We start from the raw sequence: 18,068 nt of genomic DNA, 5'->3' as shown, positions 1-18,068 counted from the left end.
AATTTATCCAGCCGGATCTCCGGCTGGGATACGGAGTAAAAATGAAACGACTGATCCCACTACTACTATTGTTAGTCTCTATGCCGAGCTTGGCACAAAGACAATTTGATATAGAAGTGATCATTTTCAAGCGTGCTGTTGATGCTGAACAAGTCAATGAATCATGGCCAAACAGCCTTCCTGAAATCTCTCTTGAGCGTGCTGGCTCTTTCCAAAACTCTCAGTTTCGTGCTCAAAAAGGCGTAGAGATGTTGCCTTACTCAGCATATGAGATGAATGATGAGAAAGAAAAGCTGCGCAAACACGCAGGATTTGAAGTCTTAATGCATACCGCTTGGCGCCAAGGTGACGAAGGTCGCAATGCAGCACCAGTGTTCCGTATTCAAGCAGGCAAAGATTACTCGCAATCTTTTAACGCTGATGGTTCAGAGAAGAGTGCCGTTGTTGCAGCCAATGCGGAAGGTATTAAAGAAGAGACTATCGACAAGCCTCTGTATGAGCTGGATGGTAAGCTGCAAATCTACGTTCAGCACTACCTATACGCGGAGACAACTCTAGATCTGAAAGCACCAAGTGTTCGTGAAGTCACACTTCAAGAGCAGCAAATCGAACTAGACTCGCCAGTCAGTGGCGGCGACAGTACTATCCAGGTAGGCAATTTGACTGAGATCTCTCCAACAGTAAAAGTTGAAGAGTTCCTAAAGAGCTACCGTATGGACCAAAAACGTCGTATGCGCAGTACTGAAACCCACTACCTAGATCACCCGCTACTAGGTATGATCATTCAGGTTCGTCGCGTCGCGCAGTAGCCAAAGCTGTCAATAAGCTACACTTAATATGTTATCGATACGCCCTCCTAGTGAGGGCGTTTTGTTATTAGGAGGGCAATATGAGTCCTGATTTTCACATAGTGACCCGCAACTTAGTCCTCAGAATCATAGAAGCATCTGATGCACCAGAGTTTGCTCAATGTATCCAACAATCGCCGAGCCTATCTCATTGGATTGATTGGTGTCATACCGAGTACTCCCAGCAAGAGGCAGAAAAGTTCATCCTCGCCACTCGACTCAACTGGGTCAAAGCAGATGCGTTCGGTTTTGGAATATTCGACCGAGAGAGTGACAAATTAATGGGGATGGTGGCAATCAACGAGCTTTATCACACCTTCAATATGGCAAGCTTAGGATATTGGGTCGCAGATCAATACCAAAGACGCGGTATCGCAAAAGAGGCCATGCTAGCGCTGTTTGAGTTCTGTTTTGCTCAGCTCAAACTCACTCGTCTAGAGGTTGTATGCGATCTCGATAATTTACCAAGCCAACACCTGATTGAAGCATGCGGTGCAGAGCGTGAAACCATTGCTCGAAACCGGTTTATCTTCAATGGTGAGCCCAAGGACGGTGTGGTGTACGCTGTGCTACCTCCTGGGTACTAGAGTTTCCTCCATCAAGCCTCTTTCGAATCAAGTCGCATTAAATGCGGCTTTTTTTGTCTTTAAAACAACCAACTAAGAGCGAGCCTTACTTCTTTATCTCATTTTTCTTCCCATAATTCTCAGAGTTAAATATACTGTATATATATACAGGTATCTAACTATGCATGAACTGATCAAAAATCTACAAGACCGCCAACTTATCTGGAAAGGTCTGCAGCCTAGTACACAAGGGCAAACTCACTCTACAGGATACCCTGAGCTCGACAATCAGCTTAATGGGGGCTTTCCTACGCACGGTGTTATAGAGGTCGAATCTCAATCTGGTTTAGGAGAGATACGCTTACTGACGCCCTACCTAGCGCAACAAAACGCCCAGCGCCTTGCTGTATTTATTAATCCACCAGGTCATGTATGTGGTGAGTTCTTTGATGCTCAAGGGCTATCCCTTCATAACATTCTTGTGATCACGCCAAGTAGTGATATCGAAGCGTTATGGGCTGCTGAGCAGTGTCTAAAAAGTGGTGCCTGTCACTCTGTGCTTTTATGGGGAACGGAACTTGAGATTCATCAAACCAAGCGCTTACAAGCAGCGAGCGAAACGGGTCGTTGCCTGCAGTTTCACTTTAAGAGCGGTAACCATAATCAACTCTCTTTGCCCGTGTCACTGAGCATGAAATTATCACCGCATCATCTTGGTTTAAAAGTGGAAGTTATCAAGCGCAAAGGCAGTTGGTCATACGGCAGCTTAGTCATAAACATGCAGCAACAGTGGCCACTTTTAACAGAGCAAGCATCTGCAGAGCTGCACGACAATTCAACCATCATCCCTTTCCCAATTGCGAAACAAGGGTGATCTATGTTGTGGCTCTATCTACATTTTCCATCATTACAGCTGGATAGCTTATTCAGTGGTGACAAGCAAAACGAACACCCGTTGATTATCGTTGATGAAAAAACGCATAAGGTGATTCAGGCCAATAACTTAGCTTTGGACTCAGGAATAACGCTTGGTATGGGGCTTGGTTCGGCTGCCGCTCTCAATCATGAACTCCAAGTGCTGCCTCATCGCGCTGAGCTTGAAGAAAATCGCCTCAAGGAGATCGCACATTGGGCCTATCTAGTCACCTCGGATATGGCTCTATTGCCACCAAATGGACTTTTAATTAAGACTTCAAACATGTTGTCGCTCTATGATGGGCTCGACAACTACTGGAGCACATTAAAACAGCATCTTTCTACATTAAATGTCCAATTCCATTTCGCCACTGGCTACTCACCACTAGCAGCTATTTTGCTTGGAAAAAGGTCACTTAACTTAATCACGAGTAACACCGAGACAATGAAGCACCGTGTTCAGCAACAGTGCTTAACCAGCACCGAACTACCATTTAAACAGGTCGAGCGTTTACAGCGTGTTGGCATGGATACGGTTGGAGACTTATTGAAACTGTCTATCCAAGATGTTGCGCGTCGATTTGATATTGATCTGGTGAACTACGTTGGACGCCTAAATGGACAATTTAAGCACCCTATTGATTTTTATCATCCACCCGAAAAATTCGAACAATATCTAGAGTTACTGTTTGATATCGAGAACCTGCAGTTTATTGAGAAACCACTGACCAAATTACTCACACAGCTTGAAGCCTTTTTGAAACTCCGTGACCGTGTCGCTTTTGAAATCAAACTCACTTTGCATCTGCGAGACTGTGAGGATCACAGCGTGCCTTTTTTCTCAGCACAGGGAGATTACCTTGCCACTAAGTGGGCACAACTTACTCACCTAAGCCTAGAGTCTGTCACAATTAATGCTCCAGTTCAGGGGTTAACCTTAACCTTAGTTCGCCATGGAGAGCCTCAGGCGGCCTATCATGATCTGTTTGATGGCAACACAGGAACCCTAGCATCACTAGACTTGCTTTCACTCCTGCAAGCTAAACTGGGGCAAGCAGCGATTCACTCGCCTTTCACGCATCAAGACCCAAGGCCAGAGAAAGCCAATCAATACTCATTGCCTAACTTAGCGTCTCAAGCTCACGGGCGAGAGCCTTCAATGATTAATGGCACTTCCTCATCATCACACAAGCGCTTAAGGCCAAGCATCTTGTTACCGACACCAGAGCCTTTAACAACGCCTGTGACGTTGTCTCAAGGCCCTGAACGTATTGTTTCAGGTTGGTGGGATGGCGAGAAAGTGATTCGAGACTATTTCATCGCCCGTTGCGAGACCGGACGGTGGCTATGGATATTCCGCACCCCAAGCAAAGCATGGTTTATCCATGGATTATTTAGTTAAGCGAATTCAACAATCGGGTCGCTTTCGGTCGCACCTATCCATTAGCAATCAAAACTGACCAACTGCCGCTTCCACATTTTCATTAGGACTTAATACGCTATGGCACAGCACTACTCTGAACTCTTTTGTCAAAGCAATTACTCTTTCCTAGAAGGAGCGTCCCATGCTGAAGAGTTGGTTCTTCAAGCGGATTTTCTGCGTTACAACGCTTTGGCTGTCACCGACGAGTGCTCTGTTGCCGGTATTGTGAAAGTACATGCCGCAATAAAACAGCACCAGTTAGCACTCAAACAGGTTGTCGGCAGTATGTTTTGGCTCAATGAAGAGTGCCAACTCTTGTTGCTATGCCCGGATAGACAAGCTTATGCAGAGCTATGCCGAATCATTACCAACGCTCGTAGACGCAGTGAAAAAGGACATTACCAACTCTCTGAGTGGGACATCATGTCTGCCAAGCACTGTTTGGTAATATGGCTCCCTCAACAAACTGCTCAAGATAATCATTGGGGAAGCTGGCTCAATCAGCATCACTCAGGCCGACTTTGGATAGGGGTTCAGCGTCATCTTAAACAGGGTGATCAAGAGTATGTAGCTCATTGCTCGACACTTGCTCAGCACCTCCAACTTCCGATCACGGCCTGTGGTGGCGTACTGATGCATAATGCCAATCGCCTACCACTACAACACTCTCTTACGGCAATAAAACATCAATGCTCCGTGCCCGAAGTTGGCAGTCACTTACTGGCTAATGCAGAGCGCTGTTTGCGTAGCATTAATAAGCTCAGCCATATATTCCAAAAGTCCTGGCTGGATGAGAGCAACCACATTGCGAGCTTATGCCAGTTTGACCTTGATAGCTTGCGTTACGAGTACCCAAGTGAACTGATTCCTGCGGGGCAAACGCCAAACCAATACCTCAGAAACTTGGTTGAACAAGGCAAGAAAAGCCGCTTCCCTGACGGGATACCCTGCGATATTGAACAGCTCATCGAGAAGGAGCTGAACTTAATTGAAGAACTCGATTACCCCTTCTTCTTTTTAACTATTCACGACATCGTAATGTTTGCCAAACAACAAGGCATTCTTTACCAAGGCAGAGGCTCTGCGGCAAACTCTGTTGTGTGCTACTGCCTTGAGATAACGTCAGTCGACCCGCGTCAGATATCAGTACTCTTTGAACGCTTCATCAGTAAAGAGCGTAATGAGCCACCTGATATCGATGTGGATTTTGAGCATGAGCGTCGCGAAGAAGTTATCCAATATATCTATCAAAAATATGGTCGAGAGCGTGCAGCATTAGCGGCTACCGTGATCTCTTATCGCTTTAAGAGTGCGGTACGAGATGTAGGAAAAGCGCTAGGGCTGCAAGAGACACAACTGGATTACTTCATTAAAAACACCAACCGCCGAGATAAGCATCAAGGTTGGCAGGCGCAGCTGACACTGCTTGGGTTACAGCCAGACTCTCTCAAAGGGAAACAGTTTATCCATTTGGTCGATGAGATCATCGGATTTCCACGCCACTTATCTCAACATGTGGGCGGCTTTGTGATCTCTTCAGGCCCGCTTTATGAGCTTGTTCCTGTAGAAAATGCGGCGATGCAAGAGCGCACGATTATTCAATGGGATAAGGATGACTTAGAAGCGCTTGGCCTACTCAAGGTCGATGTATTAGCACTTGGTATGCTATCTGCAATCCGTAAATGCTTCACCATGATCCAGCAGCATTATGGGCGATCACTGTCGATTGCAGAGATCACTCGTTTACAAGACGATCCCAATGTCTACGGCATGATTCAGAGAGCGGATACGGTGGGCATCTTCCAGATCGAATCTCGTGCACAAATGAGCATGCTGCCACGCCTAAAGCCAAGGAGCTATTACGACTTAGTGATTCAAATCGCCATCGTACGGCCGGGACCTATCCAAGGTGATATGGTACACCCCTTTTTGAAGCGAAGAGATGGACAAGAACCCATCGACTACCCCTCCTCTGAGGTAAAATCAGTACTCTCTCGCACACTGGGCGTCCCTATTTTTCAAGAACAGGTCATTAAGCTCGCCATGGTTGCTGCTGGCTTTACGGGTGGTGAAGCCGACCAGTTGCGACGAGCAATGGCAGCCTGGAAAAAGAACGGTAACGTATTTAAGTTTAAATCTAAGCTCATCGATGGGATGCAGAGTCGCGGCTACGATATCGCCTTTGCCGAACAGATCTTTAAACAGATTTGTGGCTTTGGTGAGTATGGATTTCCCGAGAGCCACTCCGCTTCTTTTGCCGTGCTGGCGTACTGCTCCGCGTGGTTAAAGTTCTATTACCCAGAATGCTTCTATGCGTCGTTGTTAAATAGTCAACCCATGGGCTTCTACAGTCCATCACAACTGGTGCAAGATGCACAGAGACACGGTGTAAAAGTACTTCCGGTGTGTGTTAATACCTCACAGCGAGACCATATCGTCGTTAATCAAGAGCAGAAGTTAGCTATTCGACTTGGTTTAAGGCAAATTAAAGGCTTAAGTGAACAAGCAATGGAGAGTTTAGTCGCTAATCGCCCTTACCAAGGCTACCGCCATCCAAATCAGGTCACTCAACTCTCCATCAACCGTAGAGATATTGAGCTATTGGCTTCAGCGAACGCAATGCACTGTGTATCCGGTGATCGTTTTCAAACTCGCTGGGCTTTAATGGATTCAGCTTCTGAATTGCCACTGTTTAGAGACATACACGAATCCCCTCAGCCACTGCGCCAACCCAACGCGACACAAGATCTATTAGAAGACTTTACCAGTACAGGTATCTCTCTCAATCAGCACCCAATAAGCCTACTTGAGCAAGCAAATAAGCTCGGGCGCTTTACTCACATGCAAGATCTTAAGCATCAAAGAGATAAATCCATGGTCACGGTCGTAGGTGTCGTGACAGGCAAACAGTCCCCGGGGACAGCGGCAGGCGTGACCTTTTTCACCCTAGAAGACAATACTGGCAATATTAATGTAGTGGTATGGAAGGCAACTGCTCGCTGCCAACAACAAGCCTACCTCACCGCAAAAATTTTAAAGGTGAAAGGAATCATAGAGAAAGAAGGTGATGTACTTCATGTGATAGCAGGCCAGCTTATTGACCTAACGGATGAGTTAACAGGTTTAAAAACTCAGTCGCGGGAATTTCATTAATGTAGTGAGAGTTGAGAGGTAACTGTTTGTTTCAAAGCCATTATCATAGAAGTGACAAAACCCCAAAAACAGAAAAGGGAGGCAATTAGCCTCCCTCAATTCTAATACGTTGAATTAAACTTCAACATCAGCTTCCGTACGTCTTTTCTTAAATTCCCTATATAGTAATAAGCTTAAAGTCATAACGACTTTAGACGTTAACCATATCATTAAGAGGGACTACCTTAGATTGTTCATGAAAAGTTACGTTAGTCATTAGTACATACTCGATCTGCTCAAATATGCACCAAGAATATAGCAAACGTTTTCCATAAAATCATCTAAAACTAACCGTACGCTGACATTTATTGTAAAATCTGGCGCATCCTTTCTTGAGTTACTTCCACCAGCAAGTCAGGTTGGAATTTAGAAATGAAGCGGTTACAGCCAACTTTCTCAACCATGGCCTCGTTAAAACTACCGCTGAGTGAAGTGTTTAGTGTAATGAACAGGTCTTGCATACGAGGGTCGCTACGTACTTCGTGGGTAAGCTTGTAACCATCCATCTCAGGCATCTCTGCATCGGTGATCATCAACAGAAGCTCTTCATAAATGTCTTTACCTGCATCACACCAAGATTTAAGTAAATTCAAAGCCTCAAGACCATCACGACATTCAATAATGTTCAAACCAAGCTGAGACAAAGTACCTTTAATTTGATTACGCGCCGTTGACGAGTCATCGACGATCAATACATTACGTCCAACCAATTGAGCGGCTAACTCTGCATCGAGTACGCCTTCGGAGATTGAAACATCGTAGTCGATGATCTCAGCAAGCACTTTTTCTACATCAATGATCTCAACGATCTTTTGCTGCTTGTCTTCTTCAATATGCGTAATTGCTGTTAGGTAGTTAGCTCTACCCGTCGTCTTCGGCGGCGGCTGAATTTCAGTCCACATCGTATTGACGATATTACGAACCTGACCAACTAAGAAGCCTTGAACAGTACGATTGTACTCGGTAATGATAAGGTTACTTTCTTGTGATTCTTGACGAGACGGTGGGAAACCAATCGCACTGCGCAAATCAATCACAGGCACTGACTCACCACGTAGGGAAGCAACACCAGTAATATTATGATGCGAACCCGGTAGTTTGGTTAACGCAGGTACTTTGAGTACCTCTTTTACTTTGAATACGTTAATCGCAAACAATTGGCGGCTATTCAAACTGAAAAGCAACAGCTCTAAACGGTTTTCACCGACTAACTTGGTTCTTTGATCAACCGAGTTCAAAACGCCAGACATACAACACCTTAGTGATAACAATAACTGCAGATACAATAGCCTAAATCAATAGGCTAACGCAAAACTACATAGGGAGGTTCTTAAACTAATGGCATCATTGTAAGCAATATGCCATTGAAGTAAATGGGCGGTGTTCAGATATGAGTCACGGCGAGGTTGATTTATAAATTAACCCTCGATCACCTTCATAAGTAATTGGCCATCGTACAGTGCTTGCTTGATCAGTGCAGCACCCGGCATGGTGGCTTGTTTATAGAAGCGAGACTCCATCAATTCAAGATCTTGGTGATAAACCTTCAAGCTCTGCTCCTCAATGCATTTTTGAATTGCCGGATAGAGAACGTTCTTCGCTTGGTTAACCACACCACCAATCAAGATCTTTTCAGGGTTGAACAGATTGATCACGATAGCGATCGCCGAGCCTAAGTAATGGCCCAGCTGCTCAATGACTTCCACTGCCATAGGGTCGCCTTCGGCTGCTGCTGCACAAATCTGCTCGATGGTAACGTCTTCGATACCTTCCAGAGACGAACTTTCACCTTGAGCAATACGCTCTTTTACTTGCTCACGAATCGCTTGAGAGCTGGCAACAGTTTCCAAACAGCCTCGGTTACCGCAGTGGCAAAGCTTGCCCTGTTTATCGATCTGAATATGACCGAGTTCACCAATGTTTCCGTGACGACCTTGTAAGACACGACCATCAAGAATAATACCTGCCCCTAAACCGTGGTGGATAGAGATAAGTACAGAGTTGTCATTGTCTTGCGAGTTACCAAACAGCTTCTCTGCCAATGCCCAAGCACGTGTGTCATTGGCAATAAAAACGGGAAGCCCAGTTTCTTTGTAGATCTCAGGCCCTAATGCAAGGTTCTCCACATTGTAGTGTGGCATCTGCAAAACGATGCCCTGCTCCGAGTTCACTAGACCCGGTAGCGTCACTGCTATACTGGTTACCCTATCAAGCTGCTCAGCATACGTTTGGAAGAATTCGTCGATTTCATGGAGTAGACGTGCCAACACATCTTCTTGGTCGCGTTCGTGGATATCAATCTTAGTGTCGATAAGCACATCACCACCCAGCTCGTGCAGAGCGATAGTGAGATAACCACGACCCAATCGCATCGAAAGAAACTGCCAGCCTTCATTATTGGTTTGCAAACCAACAGCCGGACGCCCACGCGTGGTCGCTTCCTGAACCGTCGTTTCATGAATAAGGTGAGCTTCCATGAGTTCACGAGTAATTTTGGTAATACTCGCCGGAGCCAACTCACTTTGTTTGGACAGATCGATACGAGAAATGGGACCTTTAAGGTCTATTAGTTTATATACACGACCAGCATTGACCTGTTTGATATGATCAATATGGCCCGGTTGAGCCATGTACATTTTACGCTCCAGAAATCATCAACCGGGTAATTTTTTTACTTTGCGAAGTAATTGTGAAGTCCCTTGGTATATTGCCGTGACAAGCATCACGTATATACATGAATCTTTGTGTTTCGAGTCAAATACTTTAACAGAAATTCATACATCTCCCTTTACAGCAAGACTTAATTTTCACCAGAAAACATCGCTCCTGCGTCTGACCACCAATTATTTTATGTAATTGAAGAAATATCCCGTTGGCTCCCAATAAATTATCAATTAATGCATATACTTAATTTTATCTTACACAGATTACTTGGTCTCACAGTAGGAGCATTCATGACAGCACAGGTAAGAAAAACAAAAATCGTTACCACACTGGGCCCATCCACAGACAAAGGCAACGTTCTCGAAGAGATCATCAAAGCCGGCGCCAACATCGTTCGCATGAACTTTTCTCATGGCAGCAGCGACGATCACATTGAAAGAGCAGCGAAAGTTCGTGCTATTGCCAAAAAACTCGGTACCCAAGTCGCCATTCTCGGAGATCTTCAGGGGCCGAAAATTCGAGTATCCACCTTTAGAGACGGAAAGATTCAACTCGCCGTCGGCGACAAATTTACACTCGATAGCAGCCTAGGACTCGGTGAAGGTAATCAAGAATCGGTCGGACTGGACTATAAAGAACTACCCAATGATGTGGATGCTGGCGATGTCCTACTACTCGATGACGGACGTGTTCAACTAAAGGTTACTTCTGTAGAAGGCTGTCGAGTGCATACTGAAGTCATCATCGGCGGTCCTTTATCTAACAATAAAGGAATAAATAAAAAAGGCGGTGGCCTCTCGGCTGAAGCTCTGACAGAGAAAGACAAGCGTGACATCATTACCGCCGCAGAGATCCAAGTTGATTACCTTGCTGTTTCATTCCCTCGTAACGGGGAAGACATGAGCTATGCCAGACAACTCGCTCGAGATGCTGGCCTGGAAGCGCATCTAGTCGCCAAAGTTGAACGAGCAGAAACGGTTTCTAGTATTGAGAATATGGATGACATCATCATGGCGTCAGATGTGGTCATGGTAGCCCGTGGAGACCTCGGAGTTGAGATTGGTGACCCAGAGCTCGTTGGCGTACAGAAACAGCTCATACGCCGTGCTAGAGCGCTTAACCGTACGATTATCACCGCAACCCAGATGATGGAATCGATGATCTCAGCACCAATGCCAACACGTGCTGAGGTGATGGATGTCGCCAACGCCGTGCTTGATGGTACCGATGCGGTAATGCTATCCGGAGAAACGGCTGCTGGTGCTTACCCTGTCGAGACGGTTAAGTCGATGGCTGAAGTATGTATTGGTGCAGAGAAGATGGCTGGAGTGAACCAATCTAACTACCGCATCGACCGAACGTTTGTAACGGCAGAAGAAACCATCTCAATGGCGACCATCTACTCGGCAAACCATATGGAAGGCATTAAAGGCGTTGTCACTCTCACTGAGTCCGGTCGGACAGCATTAATGATGTCTCGCCTCAGTGCTGACATGCCGATCTTCGCTTTGTCACGCAACGAAGGTACTCTAAATCGCTGTACCCTATACCGAGGCGTTACGCCTATCTATTTTGAAACGGATAAAGAAGACAGCTTTGATATCGCACTCTCTACCTTGACCTGTTTGAAAGAGAAAGGGATGCTCAAATTTGGCGATCTCGTGATCATCACGCAGGGTGATATCATGGATGTCGCAGGTTCAACAAACTGCATGCGTGTGCTTCCTGTTACCTAGGGCGCGTTGATCTTTCGAGCTAGTTTTTGCAGCGAGTTGCTGTTTGATGTGTAGCTAGCCTACATGAGAAGCCGATAACGCAGTAGAAATGACCAGCAAACGCTGCCCGAAGGGTTCGGCTAACAGCGTTTTACTCTTTGTTGAGGGAGATTTGCTTAGAATGACTAGGCTACTTCTCCCTCGCCGCGATTAAAACGCTTTTATCTCGAACAAAATTTAACCACGAAAGGTCAACACGCCCTAGTCATCTGATATTACGGCATTCATACTTATGGCTGTGGAGCTAAACTTCACAGCCATTTTTGTGCTTAACACTCGGTACCAGTATATTGAGAGACGTAAAAAGCAGAGATGTTAAATGCAGAAAAGCTAGATGCTATGCGAACTGGATAACGTGAGATGCTTTGGCGTTTTGTATAGAACAATACAACTCCACAAATTTAAATCCAGCTTCCATCCCAAGCTGGTAATCATGTAAGAGATCTTCTTTATCACTCATCAATGAGCTCGATTTGAGAGACTCACTCGGCGCAATTTGAATCACGAAGGTATCGTCCGGAGGAGAGTGTAAGAAATCTTCAGTTAATGAGTAGGTTTGATAGTGAACCATTAACATATCCGCCAAGCCTGAATCGAACTTATCGCCAACCAAGTGACTAAGACGATAGATATCATCAGCACCAAACAGCCAACGCCCACCATTAAGCAAGTCTAAATGCCGCCTGTCACGTTTCTGTTGCTTAGAGCGCGTGATCTGTTGCTGGAAGAACGAACTCCAATCGACCTTCCATTGCTCGACTTTCTGCTGCCAATGCTCTTGCACACTGCTGAAAGAACTACGAAACCACTCCAGCTCTTCCGCTGAGATAGGTTTCGGTGGCTTAGGTCCTTGCGCCAACTCATTCTCTGGACGCCATTCAGAAGCTGGTTCAGTGCGTATAACAATTATTGAACGCGCTTGCCTTCTCCAAGCCTCTTGAACCGGAATTGAAGCCGATACCCCACCATCTACATAATTCTCCCCAGCGATCTCAACCTCTCCATTGTAAAGTCGAGGAATGGCACAGGTTGCAAGCATAACCTTGTACCATTCTTCACTAAATAATGGGAAATAGTGATCTTTAAGATCTTTTACACCCGTCACTGCCGCATAGATATTACGTCCACCTAAGGCTTGCTGACCTAAATCAAGGTCGAGCTTGTAAGGATAGGCCAGGATTTTTTCGAGCGCCCACTCCATTCCCAAGCCTTTCCGGTGGCGAATATAAGAGAATAAATTGAAAAACTCAGGATCTGTGGTCAGATCCATAATAAAGGACTTACCCAGGCCTTTGTCTCGACAAGCAAAAGCACATAGATTCAGAGCACCAGCAGAGGTACCGAAGAAATCATCGAATGGGTCAAAATTAGAGAGGAGAAAGGCGTCTAATACGCCAGATGTGAATATCCCTCTTTGGCCACCACCTTGAGCAACCAAAGCTGTTTTACCCGCAATAAACTTGTCGTAGTAAGCCAAGTCTATTGCGATATCGGTATTGGTAATTACGCCACTGTTCATTGCTACTTAAAGCGAACTGTGTAATTTCGCTTTCCTGCTATGGTTAGTTAGTTATTGCGATAAAACCGAACGTTAGCAGCACAATGAAGATAAAAGCGGTAATTTGTAGAGCGTTTTTCAGATCATGTTCCATAGACACCTCTGGTTATTATATTTAGTTTAGCCTTATTTAAGTGATATCAGGTGTGTGAAGTATGTTCAAGATTCGTCGAAATTAGTCGCACAATATTGATGTAAGCATCACAATTAGTAGGTGTTTGGATAAGGATAGGCCCATGAATAACAAAACAAATGCTCTCGTGCTTTTCGCCCTTCTGAGTTATTCAGGGGCTTCTCTATCGGCTGAGATTCAAATCACTCCGATGATAGGTTTCACTGGCGGTGGTGCTGTCGAGGATGAAGATGGCAACACCTACGATATGGAAAATTCAGCCAGCTACTCTCTTGCTATCGAAACGCCACTCGAAACGCCACTCGAAAAGGGGCGAGTTGGGTTATTTTACTCAAATCAAAAGTCTGAGCTGGAATCTCTAAAACTAGACTCTTCAATTCAATACTTACACTTCCAGAGCAGTATCTACTACCCTGCAACGAATCAGTTTTCTGGTTACCTAGGTTTGGGACTGGGCGCTTCCTATGTCGATGTCGACTGGGCCAAAGATAAGTACGGATTCTCAGCATCTATTTTTGGTGGTGTGGAATACAAGCTCTCTGACAGTCTCGCATTAACCACTCAATTACGTTGGCTAGGTACGGTCGTTGATAACGATACCAGCGGAGCCTGTAACTTACCCTCTACTGGGCAGAACTGTGTAATCCGATTCGAAACCGATTGGATGAACCAGTTTCAAGCCAATGTCGGCCTGACATTTACTTTTTAGCGATACAACGCCAGATGCATAAGAGCGCTACACATCTGCATTAATGCTATCTAATAAAAAACAGGCGCGGATATAACCGCGCCTGTTTATATATCAGTCATGTGAGCTTAAAACTTGTAAGTCACACCTACTGCACCACCAAGTTGTAACTCTGCTCCTGCGTACAAATCCAGCTCAGGATGAACTTGTGCGTAAGCGTTCCATCCCTCGTAGAAATTCACTTTTACACCCAGTGGTACTCGGACACCGAAGTCATCTTCCCACTCAGCCCATGCGCCAACGCCAACATACCAATCTAATGGTGTTTCTGAATCAAACTTGCCACGTTTAAGCATGTAATCGAAGGCTGCGCCATCATTACCCACGGTGACGCGGTAAGTGTTATCTATTTCAATCACTGCGCTCAAGTCTTGGTCTAGTGCTAAACCCACTTCAAGGTCTGCATTGTCTGCCGCGTGTGCAACAAAAGAACTGCTCGCAATCAGGAGACCAAATAATCCATATTGTTTCATAATCAAGCCCTATTAATACATCTGCGATGAAGCATAGTTACCTATTAAAGATAGATGTCATCGTAGAGTTAGAGAATCATGGATATTAAGTCAACTTGGCCACAGTGGTGAAGAGTATGCAGAAACGAAAAAAGGAGGCTTAAAGCCTCCTTCTATTCGATTGAATCAGTGATTAACCGTTGTTACGGATCCACTCATCCATGTCTGTTTTCAGGTTGTCAGACTTAGTACCGAAGATAGCTTGAACGCCACCAGCTACTACTACTACACCAGCAGCACCTAGTTTCTTCAGCTTGTCTTGGTCAACAACTTCTGTATCAGCAACCGCTACACGTAGACGAGTGATACAAGCGTCAAGACCAGTGATGTTAGCTTTGCCACCGAATGCAGCAACTAGTTCGCCAGCTAGCTCAGAGCCAGTCGCTACAGCTTGGTCTTCTGACTCGTCTTCACGACCAGGAGTCTTAAGGTCTAGAGCTTTGATTACTGTGCGGAATACGAAGTAGTAAAGCGCTGCGTAACCTAGGCCACAAACAATCATTAGACCCATCTTAGACGCGTTGCCAGATAGAACTAGGAAGTCGATTAGACCGTGAGAGAAAGATGTACCGTGTACAAAACCTAGAGTGTTCGCTAGAACGTATGCAGAACCTGCTAGTAGAGCGTGGATTGCGTACAGTACTGGAGCAACGAATAGGAATGAGAATTCGATTGGCTCAGTAATACCTGTTAGGAATGAAGTCAGAGCAGCTGATGCCATGATACCCATTACTTTAACGCGGTTTTCAGGTTTAGCAGAGTGTGCAATTGCGATTGCAGCAGCTGGTAGACCGAACATCTTGAACATGTAACCACCTGCTAGCTGACCGAAGCCGTTGCCTGCAGCACGAGATGCTTCATCAGCAACTAGGTAACAAGTAAGAACACCGTTTTGAGTTTCGCCAGCAGCGTTTACACAAGTACCAGCTTCGAAGAAGAAAGGTACGTTCCAAACGTGGTGAAGACCGAATGGGATCAGAGAACGCTCGATGATGCCGTAGATACCAAACGCAACTTGTGGGTTTTGGTGTGCAGCCCAATCAGAGAATGCAGCGATTGCTCCGCCAACTGGTGGCCATACGATAGATAGTAGGATTGCAAGACCGATCGCAGAGAAACCAGTGATGATTGGCACAGCACGCTTACCAGCGAAGAAGCCAAGGTACTCTGGAAGTTGGATACGGAAGAAACGGTTGAATGCCCAAGCAGCAACACCACCGACTAGGATACCACCTAGTACACCAGTATCGATTTTCTCAACGCCCATAACACCAGCCATTACGCCAAGTGTTGCAGTCATGATACCGTAACCAACGATTGCAGCTAGACCTGCAACACCGTCATTGTTTGTAAAGCCAAGTGCAACACCTACAGCAAATAGCAGAGCCATTTGACCGAATACTGAACCACCCGCTTGTTCCATTAGATTAGAAACAATCTCTGGAATGAAAGAAAGGTCCGCTGCACCAACACCAAGCAAAATACCCGCAACTGGTAAAACTGATACTGGTAGCATCAGAGACTTACCAACTTTTTGCAGGCTAGCAAAAAGGTTCTTAAACATGTTTATGCTCCTGATAAAGATAAAATAATTATATGGGTTCTAACGGCACACCCCCGTAGCCTAAATGTTAGCACCCAGTGAAAATGTAACCATGTATTGCATTATATTTTCTGCCGCTAAATATATATTGATGGGTAACAAACTTTCTAGTGACTTACGAAATTTAGTTTCAAAACACGTCTTGGATCACATGTCAAATCCAAAAATGCAATGGTTTACAGACGCGTAACCCATTGTTTTATATGCTATTTTTATTGAAAGGTTATTATTTCACGGGGTAAATAAAATAAGAGGTAATGTTATTTTTAGTAACAAAATTACAGATGTTATATTTTATGCTCTCAAGTTCAACATAATTCGTAAACATTAAAAAAGTTGAGCGTTTTGGTGATCTAATACGCAAAAAAGGGAGCTTACGCTCCCTTTTGTTTATCAAATTGATTTTTCATCGCAAAAAAAGTTTTCGGTAATTTTCCGTTGTTTTTTGTGCAACTTCTTTCATTGAGATTCCCTTAAGCTGGGCGATGTACGCGGCCACTTCAACCACATATGCAGGCTGATTCTGTTTGCCGCGATATGGCACCGGAGCGAGATATGGAGAATCTGTTTCAATCAGTAGCCTATCAAGTGGGATATTTTTAACCACTTCCTTTAACTCTGTCGCTTGCCTAAAGGTCACAATGCCAGAAATTGATATGTAAAAACCCAACTCCATAGCTGCATCAGCGAACGCCTGATCCTCAGTAAAACAGTGAATAACACCACCGCATTTCTCAGCGCCACCATCACGCAAAATAGCGAGAGTATCTTCGCGTGCATTGCGTGTATGAATGATCAAAGGCTTGTTAAGCTCGACAGCAAGCTCAACATGCTGCTTAAAGCGTTCTTGTTGCAGCTCTGCTGTCTCTGGTTGGTAGTGGTAATCCAACCCAGTCTCACCAATGGCAACAACCTTATCGTCGCTTGCGTAACGACGCATACGTTCAAAATCGAAGTCACTCTCAACATCAAGTGGATGAACACCACACGATGCATGAACATTATCGAAAGGCGAGATCATTTCGAGCATATTTTCGAAAGAATCTAATGTCACACCAACGGAAAGTAGCTGTTCAACGTTAGCCTCTTTGGCCTTATTGATGACATCTTCTACGCCAGTATGTAAATCTTGATAGTCCAATTTGTCTAAATGACAGTGGGAATCTACGAACATGTTTCCTCGCAAGTGGCGATAAGCCAATTCATTATCAGAAGCTCCGTGTTAAGCCCTGGGTGTTGCTTTAATTGTTCAAGAAGAACCAATAGCTGACTCGATGATTTATGAGCCGCTTGATATGAAAGAGTGCTCGATAACGCTTGTGCGCTCGGCAGAATAGATTGGCTTTGAATACCAAAATGTACCTTCTGCACGTCTGAAAGTAGATGCCATAACCAGCTTAACTGAACAATTGAATCTTTCGCTATTTCAGATGCCAATTGCATCAAATTGAAGTCACTGCGCTGAATAATCTTCAGAAAGCGGTCGAACAGTTGTTGAGAGCTCTCTAAACCGCCCTCTTCTACCATAGCCTTTGCCAGTAGGGGAGCATTGTCATTCAGAGCCAGCACGTAGTCTGGGACATCTTTTCCTAGCTCCTGCTTCAACCACTGACCACCTACTTCTAAGCTTGGAGTAGCGACGCTGAACTGCTGACAGCGACTGACAATCGTCGGCATTAAACGATGGCTGTTCTGGCTAACTAGAATAAAAACACACTCACTAGAGGGTTCTTCTAAGGTCTTTAGTAGTGCATTCGATGCCGATTCATTCATCGCCTCGGCTGGACTAACCACGATGACACGCAAGCCATTCAATTGGGATGACTCTTGCGCCCAGCGATTACTCGATCGTATCTGATCGACAGTGATCGCTTTGCCCTCTTTCTCTGGAGAGATAACATGAAAATCCGGGTGACTGCCTGATTTCATCAGCTCACAGCTATGACAAAAACCGCAAGCCTCACTTTCGTAGTTGATACACATCAACGACGCGGTGAGTTGATCCACGGCTTTTTCAACACCCAAACCTAGCGGTGCATTCACAATCGATGAATTAGGGAATCGCCCTGCTTCTAGACTCTTTTTCCACTCGTTCCAAAGTGGTGATAGCCAAGGGTATAACTCGGTCATG

General features: G+C 45.1%; 15 protein-coding genes. 7 read left to right on the top strand and 8 right to left on the bottom strand.

Annotated elements, in window-relative coordinates:
* The first annotated feature begins 41 nt into the window (after window positions 1-41).
* From VFDL14_RS07815 to VFDL14_RS07835, 5 genes are all read left to right on the top strand, one after another.
* On the top strand, window positions 42-809 hold the full coding sequence (locus VFDL14_RS07815) for a peptidoglycan binding protein CsiV (RefSeq protein WP_032552054.1): 768 nt from the start codon (window positions 42-44) through the stop codon (window positions 807-809).
* 80 nt (window positions 810-889) lie between these two features.
* On the top strand, window positions 890-1,435 hold the full coding sequence (locus VFDL14_RS07820) for a GNAT family N-acetyltransferase (RefSeq protein WP_032552053.1): 546 nt from the start codon (window positions 890-892) through the stop codon (window positions 1,433-1,435).
* A 160-nt stretch (window positions 1,436-1,595) separates the two neighbouring features.
* Window positions 1,596-2,288 carry a translesion DNA synthesis-associated protein ImuA gene (gene imuA / locus VFDL14_RS07825; RefSeq protein WP_032552052.1) on the top strand — a complete coding sequence of 231 codons (693 nt, stop codon included), beginning with the start codon at window positions 1,596-1,598 and terminating at the stop codon, window positions 2,286-2,288.
* A gap of 3 nt (window positions 2,289-2,291) precedes the next feature.
* Window positions 2,292-3,731 carry a Y-family DNA polymerase gene (locus VFDL14_RS07830; RefSeq protein ID WP_032552051.1) on the top strand — a complete coding sequence of 480 codons (1,440 nt, stop codon included), beginning with the start codon at window positions 2,292-2,294 and terminating at the stop codon, window positions 3,729-3,731.
* Window positions 3,732-3,830: 99 nt separating this feature from the next.
* Window positions 3,831-6,905, top strand: coding sequence for an error-prone DNA polymerase (locus VFDL14_RS07835; RefSeq protein ID WP_032552050.1), 3,075 nt, complete (start codon window positions 3,831-3,833; stop codon window positions 6,903-6,905).
* 344 nt (window positions 6,906-7,249) lie between these two features.
* On the opposite strand, the gene VFDL14_RS07840 is transcribed toward VFDL14_RS07835, so the two are convergent.
* Complete coding sequence (locus VFDL14_RS07840; RefSeq protein WP_032552049.1) at window positions 7,250-8,194, bottom strand: chemotaxis protein CheV; 945 nt, start codon at window positions 8,192-8,194, stop codon at window positions 7,250-7,252.
* Between the two features lie 168 nt (window positions 8,195-8,362).
* Window positions 8,363-9,580, bottom strand: coding sequence for an ROK family protein (locus tag VFDL14_RS07845; protein ID WP_032552048.1), 1,218 nt, complete (start codon window positions 9,578-9,580; stop codon window positions 8,363-8,365).
* Window positions 9,581-9,898: 318 nt separating this feature from the next.
* On the opposite strand from VFDL14_RS07845, the gene pyk reads away from it, so the two are divergent.
* Window positions 9,899-11,344: a pyruvate kinase gene (gene pyk / locus VFDL14_RS07850; protein ID WP_032552047.1), complete on the top strand. Its 1,446-nt coding sequence runs from the start codon at window positions 9,899-9,901 to the stop codon at window positions 11,342-11,344.
* A gap of 376 nt (window positions 11,345-11,720) precedes the next feature.
* On the opposite strand, the gene VFDL14_RS07855 is transcribed toward pyk, so the two are convergent.
* Both VFDL14_RS07855 and VFDL14_RS25120 read right to left on the bottom strand, forming a co-directional pair.
* On the bottom strand, window positions 11,721-12,902 hold the full coding sequence (locus VFDL14_RS07855; RefSeq protein ID WP_032552046.1) for a patatin-like phospholipase family protein: 1,182 nt from the start codon (window positions 12,900-12,902) through the stop codon (window positions 11,721-11,723).
* A gap of 43 nt (window positions 12,903-12,945) precedes the next feature.
* A complete protein-coding gene (locus tag VFDL14_RS25120) occupies window positions 12,946-13,035 on the bottom strand; it encodes a YnhF family membrane protein (protein WP_150868968.1) in 90 nt (29 codons plus the stop codon).
* A 142-nt stretch (window positions 13,036-13,177) separates the two neighbouring features.
* On the opposite strand from VFDL14_RS25120, the gene VFDL14_RS07860 reads away from it, so the two are divergent.
* The gene (locus tag VFDL14_RS07860; RefSeq protein WP_032552045.1) at window positions 13,178-13,783 is read left to right on the top strand and encodes an outer membrane protein; all 606 of its coding nucleotides are present in this window, start codon (window positions 13,178-13,180) and stop codon (window positions 13,781-13,783) included.
* 107 nt (window positions 13,784-13,890) lie between these two features.
* Here VFDL14_RS07860 and VFDL14_RS07865 read toward each other — a convergent pair whose 3' ends face one another.
* From VFDL14_RS07865 to VFDL14_RS07880, 4 genes are all read right to left on the bottom strand, one after another.
* Entirely contained in the window at window positions 13,891-14,295 is a 405-nt protein-coding gene (locus VFDL14_RS07865) for a hypothetical protein (RefSeq protein WP_032552044.1), read from the bottom strand.
* Window positions 14,296-14,467: 172 nt separating this feature from the next.
* Complete coding sequence (ptsG, locus tag VFDL14_RS07870) at window positions 14,468-15,898, bottom strand: PTS glucose transporter subunit IIBC (RefSeq protein ID WP_032552043.1); 1,431 nt, start codon at window positions 15,896-15,898, stop codon at window positions 14,468-14,470.
* Between the two features lie 445 nt (window positions 15,899-16,343).
* Window positions 16,344-17,111, bottom strand: coding sequence for a TatD family hydrolase (locus tag VFDL14_RS07875; protein ID WP_032552042.1), 768 nt, complete (start codon window positions 17,109-17,111; stop codon window positions 16,344-16,346).
* Window positions 17,102-18,067, bottom strand: a complete 966-nt coding sequence (locus VFDL14_RS07880) for a DNA polymerase III subunit delta' (protein ID WP_032552041.1) — start codon at window positions 18,065-18,067, stop codon at window positions 17,102-17,104. The genes VFDL14_RS07875 and VFDL14_RS07880 overlap by 10 nt, the downstream gene beginning before the upstream one ends.
* Window position 18,068 lies beyond the last annotated feature (1 nt).

The organism is Vibrio fortis (genome assembly GCF_000695685.1).
Classification (GTDB): Bacteria; Pseudomonadota; Gammaproteobacteria; order Enterobacterales; family Vibrionaceae; genus Vibrio; species Vibrio fortis_A.
The sequence above is the reverse complement of the archived record's forward strand: the minus strand, read 5'-3'. Positions and strand labels throughout refer to the sequence as shown.

Coding starts and splice junctions, on each gene's coding strand:
- VFDL14_RS07830 (WP_032552051.1), top strand. CDS start 2,292: ATGTTGTGGCTCTATCTACATTTTCCATCATTACAGCTGGATAGCTTA.
- VFDL14_RS07875 (WP_032552042.1), bottom strand. CDS start 17,111: ATGTTCGTAGATTCCCACTGTCATTTAGACAAATTGGACTATCAAGAT.
- VFDL14_RS07855 (WP_032552046.1), bottom strand. CDS start 12,902: ATGAACAGTGGCGTAATTACCAATACCGATATCGCAATAGACTTGGCT.
- pyk (WP_032552047.1), top strand. CDS start 9,899: ATGACAGCACAGGTAAGAAAAACAAAAATCGTTACCACACTGGGCCCA.
- VFDL14_RS25120 (WP_150868968.1), bottom strand. CDS start 13,035: ATGGAACATGATCTGAAAAACGCTCTACAAATTACCGCTTTTATCTTC.
- VFDL14_RS07835 (WP_032552050.1), top strand. CDS start 3,831: ATGGCACAGCACTACTCTGAACTCTTTTGTCAAAGCAATTACTCTTTC.
- VFDL14_RS07820 (WP_032552053.1), top strand. CDS start 890: ATGAGTCCTGATTTTCACATAGTGACCCGCAACTTAGTCCTCAGAATC.
- VFDL14_RS07840 (WP_032552049.1), bottom strand. CDS start 8,194: ATGTCTGGCGTTTTGAACTCGGTTGATCAAAGAACCAAGTTAGTCGGT.
- VFDL14_RS07880 (WP_032552041.1), bottom strand. CDS start 18,067: ATGACCGAGTTATACCCTTGGCTATCACCACTTTGGAACGAGTGGAAA.
- VFDL14_RS07845 (WP_032552048.1), bottom strand. CDS start 9,580: ATGTACATGGCTCAACCGGGCCATATTGATCATATCAAACAGGTCAAT.
- VFDL14_RS07865 (WP_032552044.1), bottom strand. CDS start 14,295: ATGAAACAATATGGATTATTTGGTCTCCTGATTGCGAGCAGTTCTTTT.
- ptsG (WP_032552043.1), bottom strand. CDS start 15,898: ATGTTTAAGAACCTTTTTGCTAGCCTGCAAAAAGTTGGTAAGTCTCTG.
- VFDL14_RS07860 (WP_032552045.1), top strand. CDS start 13,178: ATGAATAACAAAACAAATGCTCTCGTGCTTTTCGCCCTTCTGAGTTAT.
- VFDL14_RS07815 (WP_032552054.1), top strand. CDS start 42: ATGAAACGACTGATCCCACTACTACTATTGTTAGTCTCTATGCCGAGC.
- imuA (WP_032552052.1), top strand. CDS start 1,596: ATGCATGAACTGATCAAAAATCTACAAGACCGCCAACTTATCTGGAAA.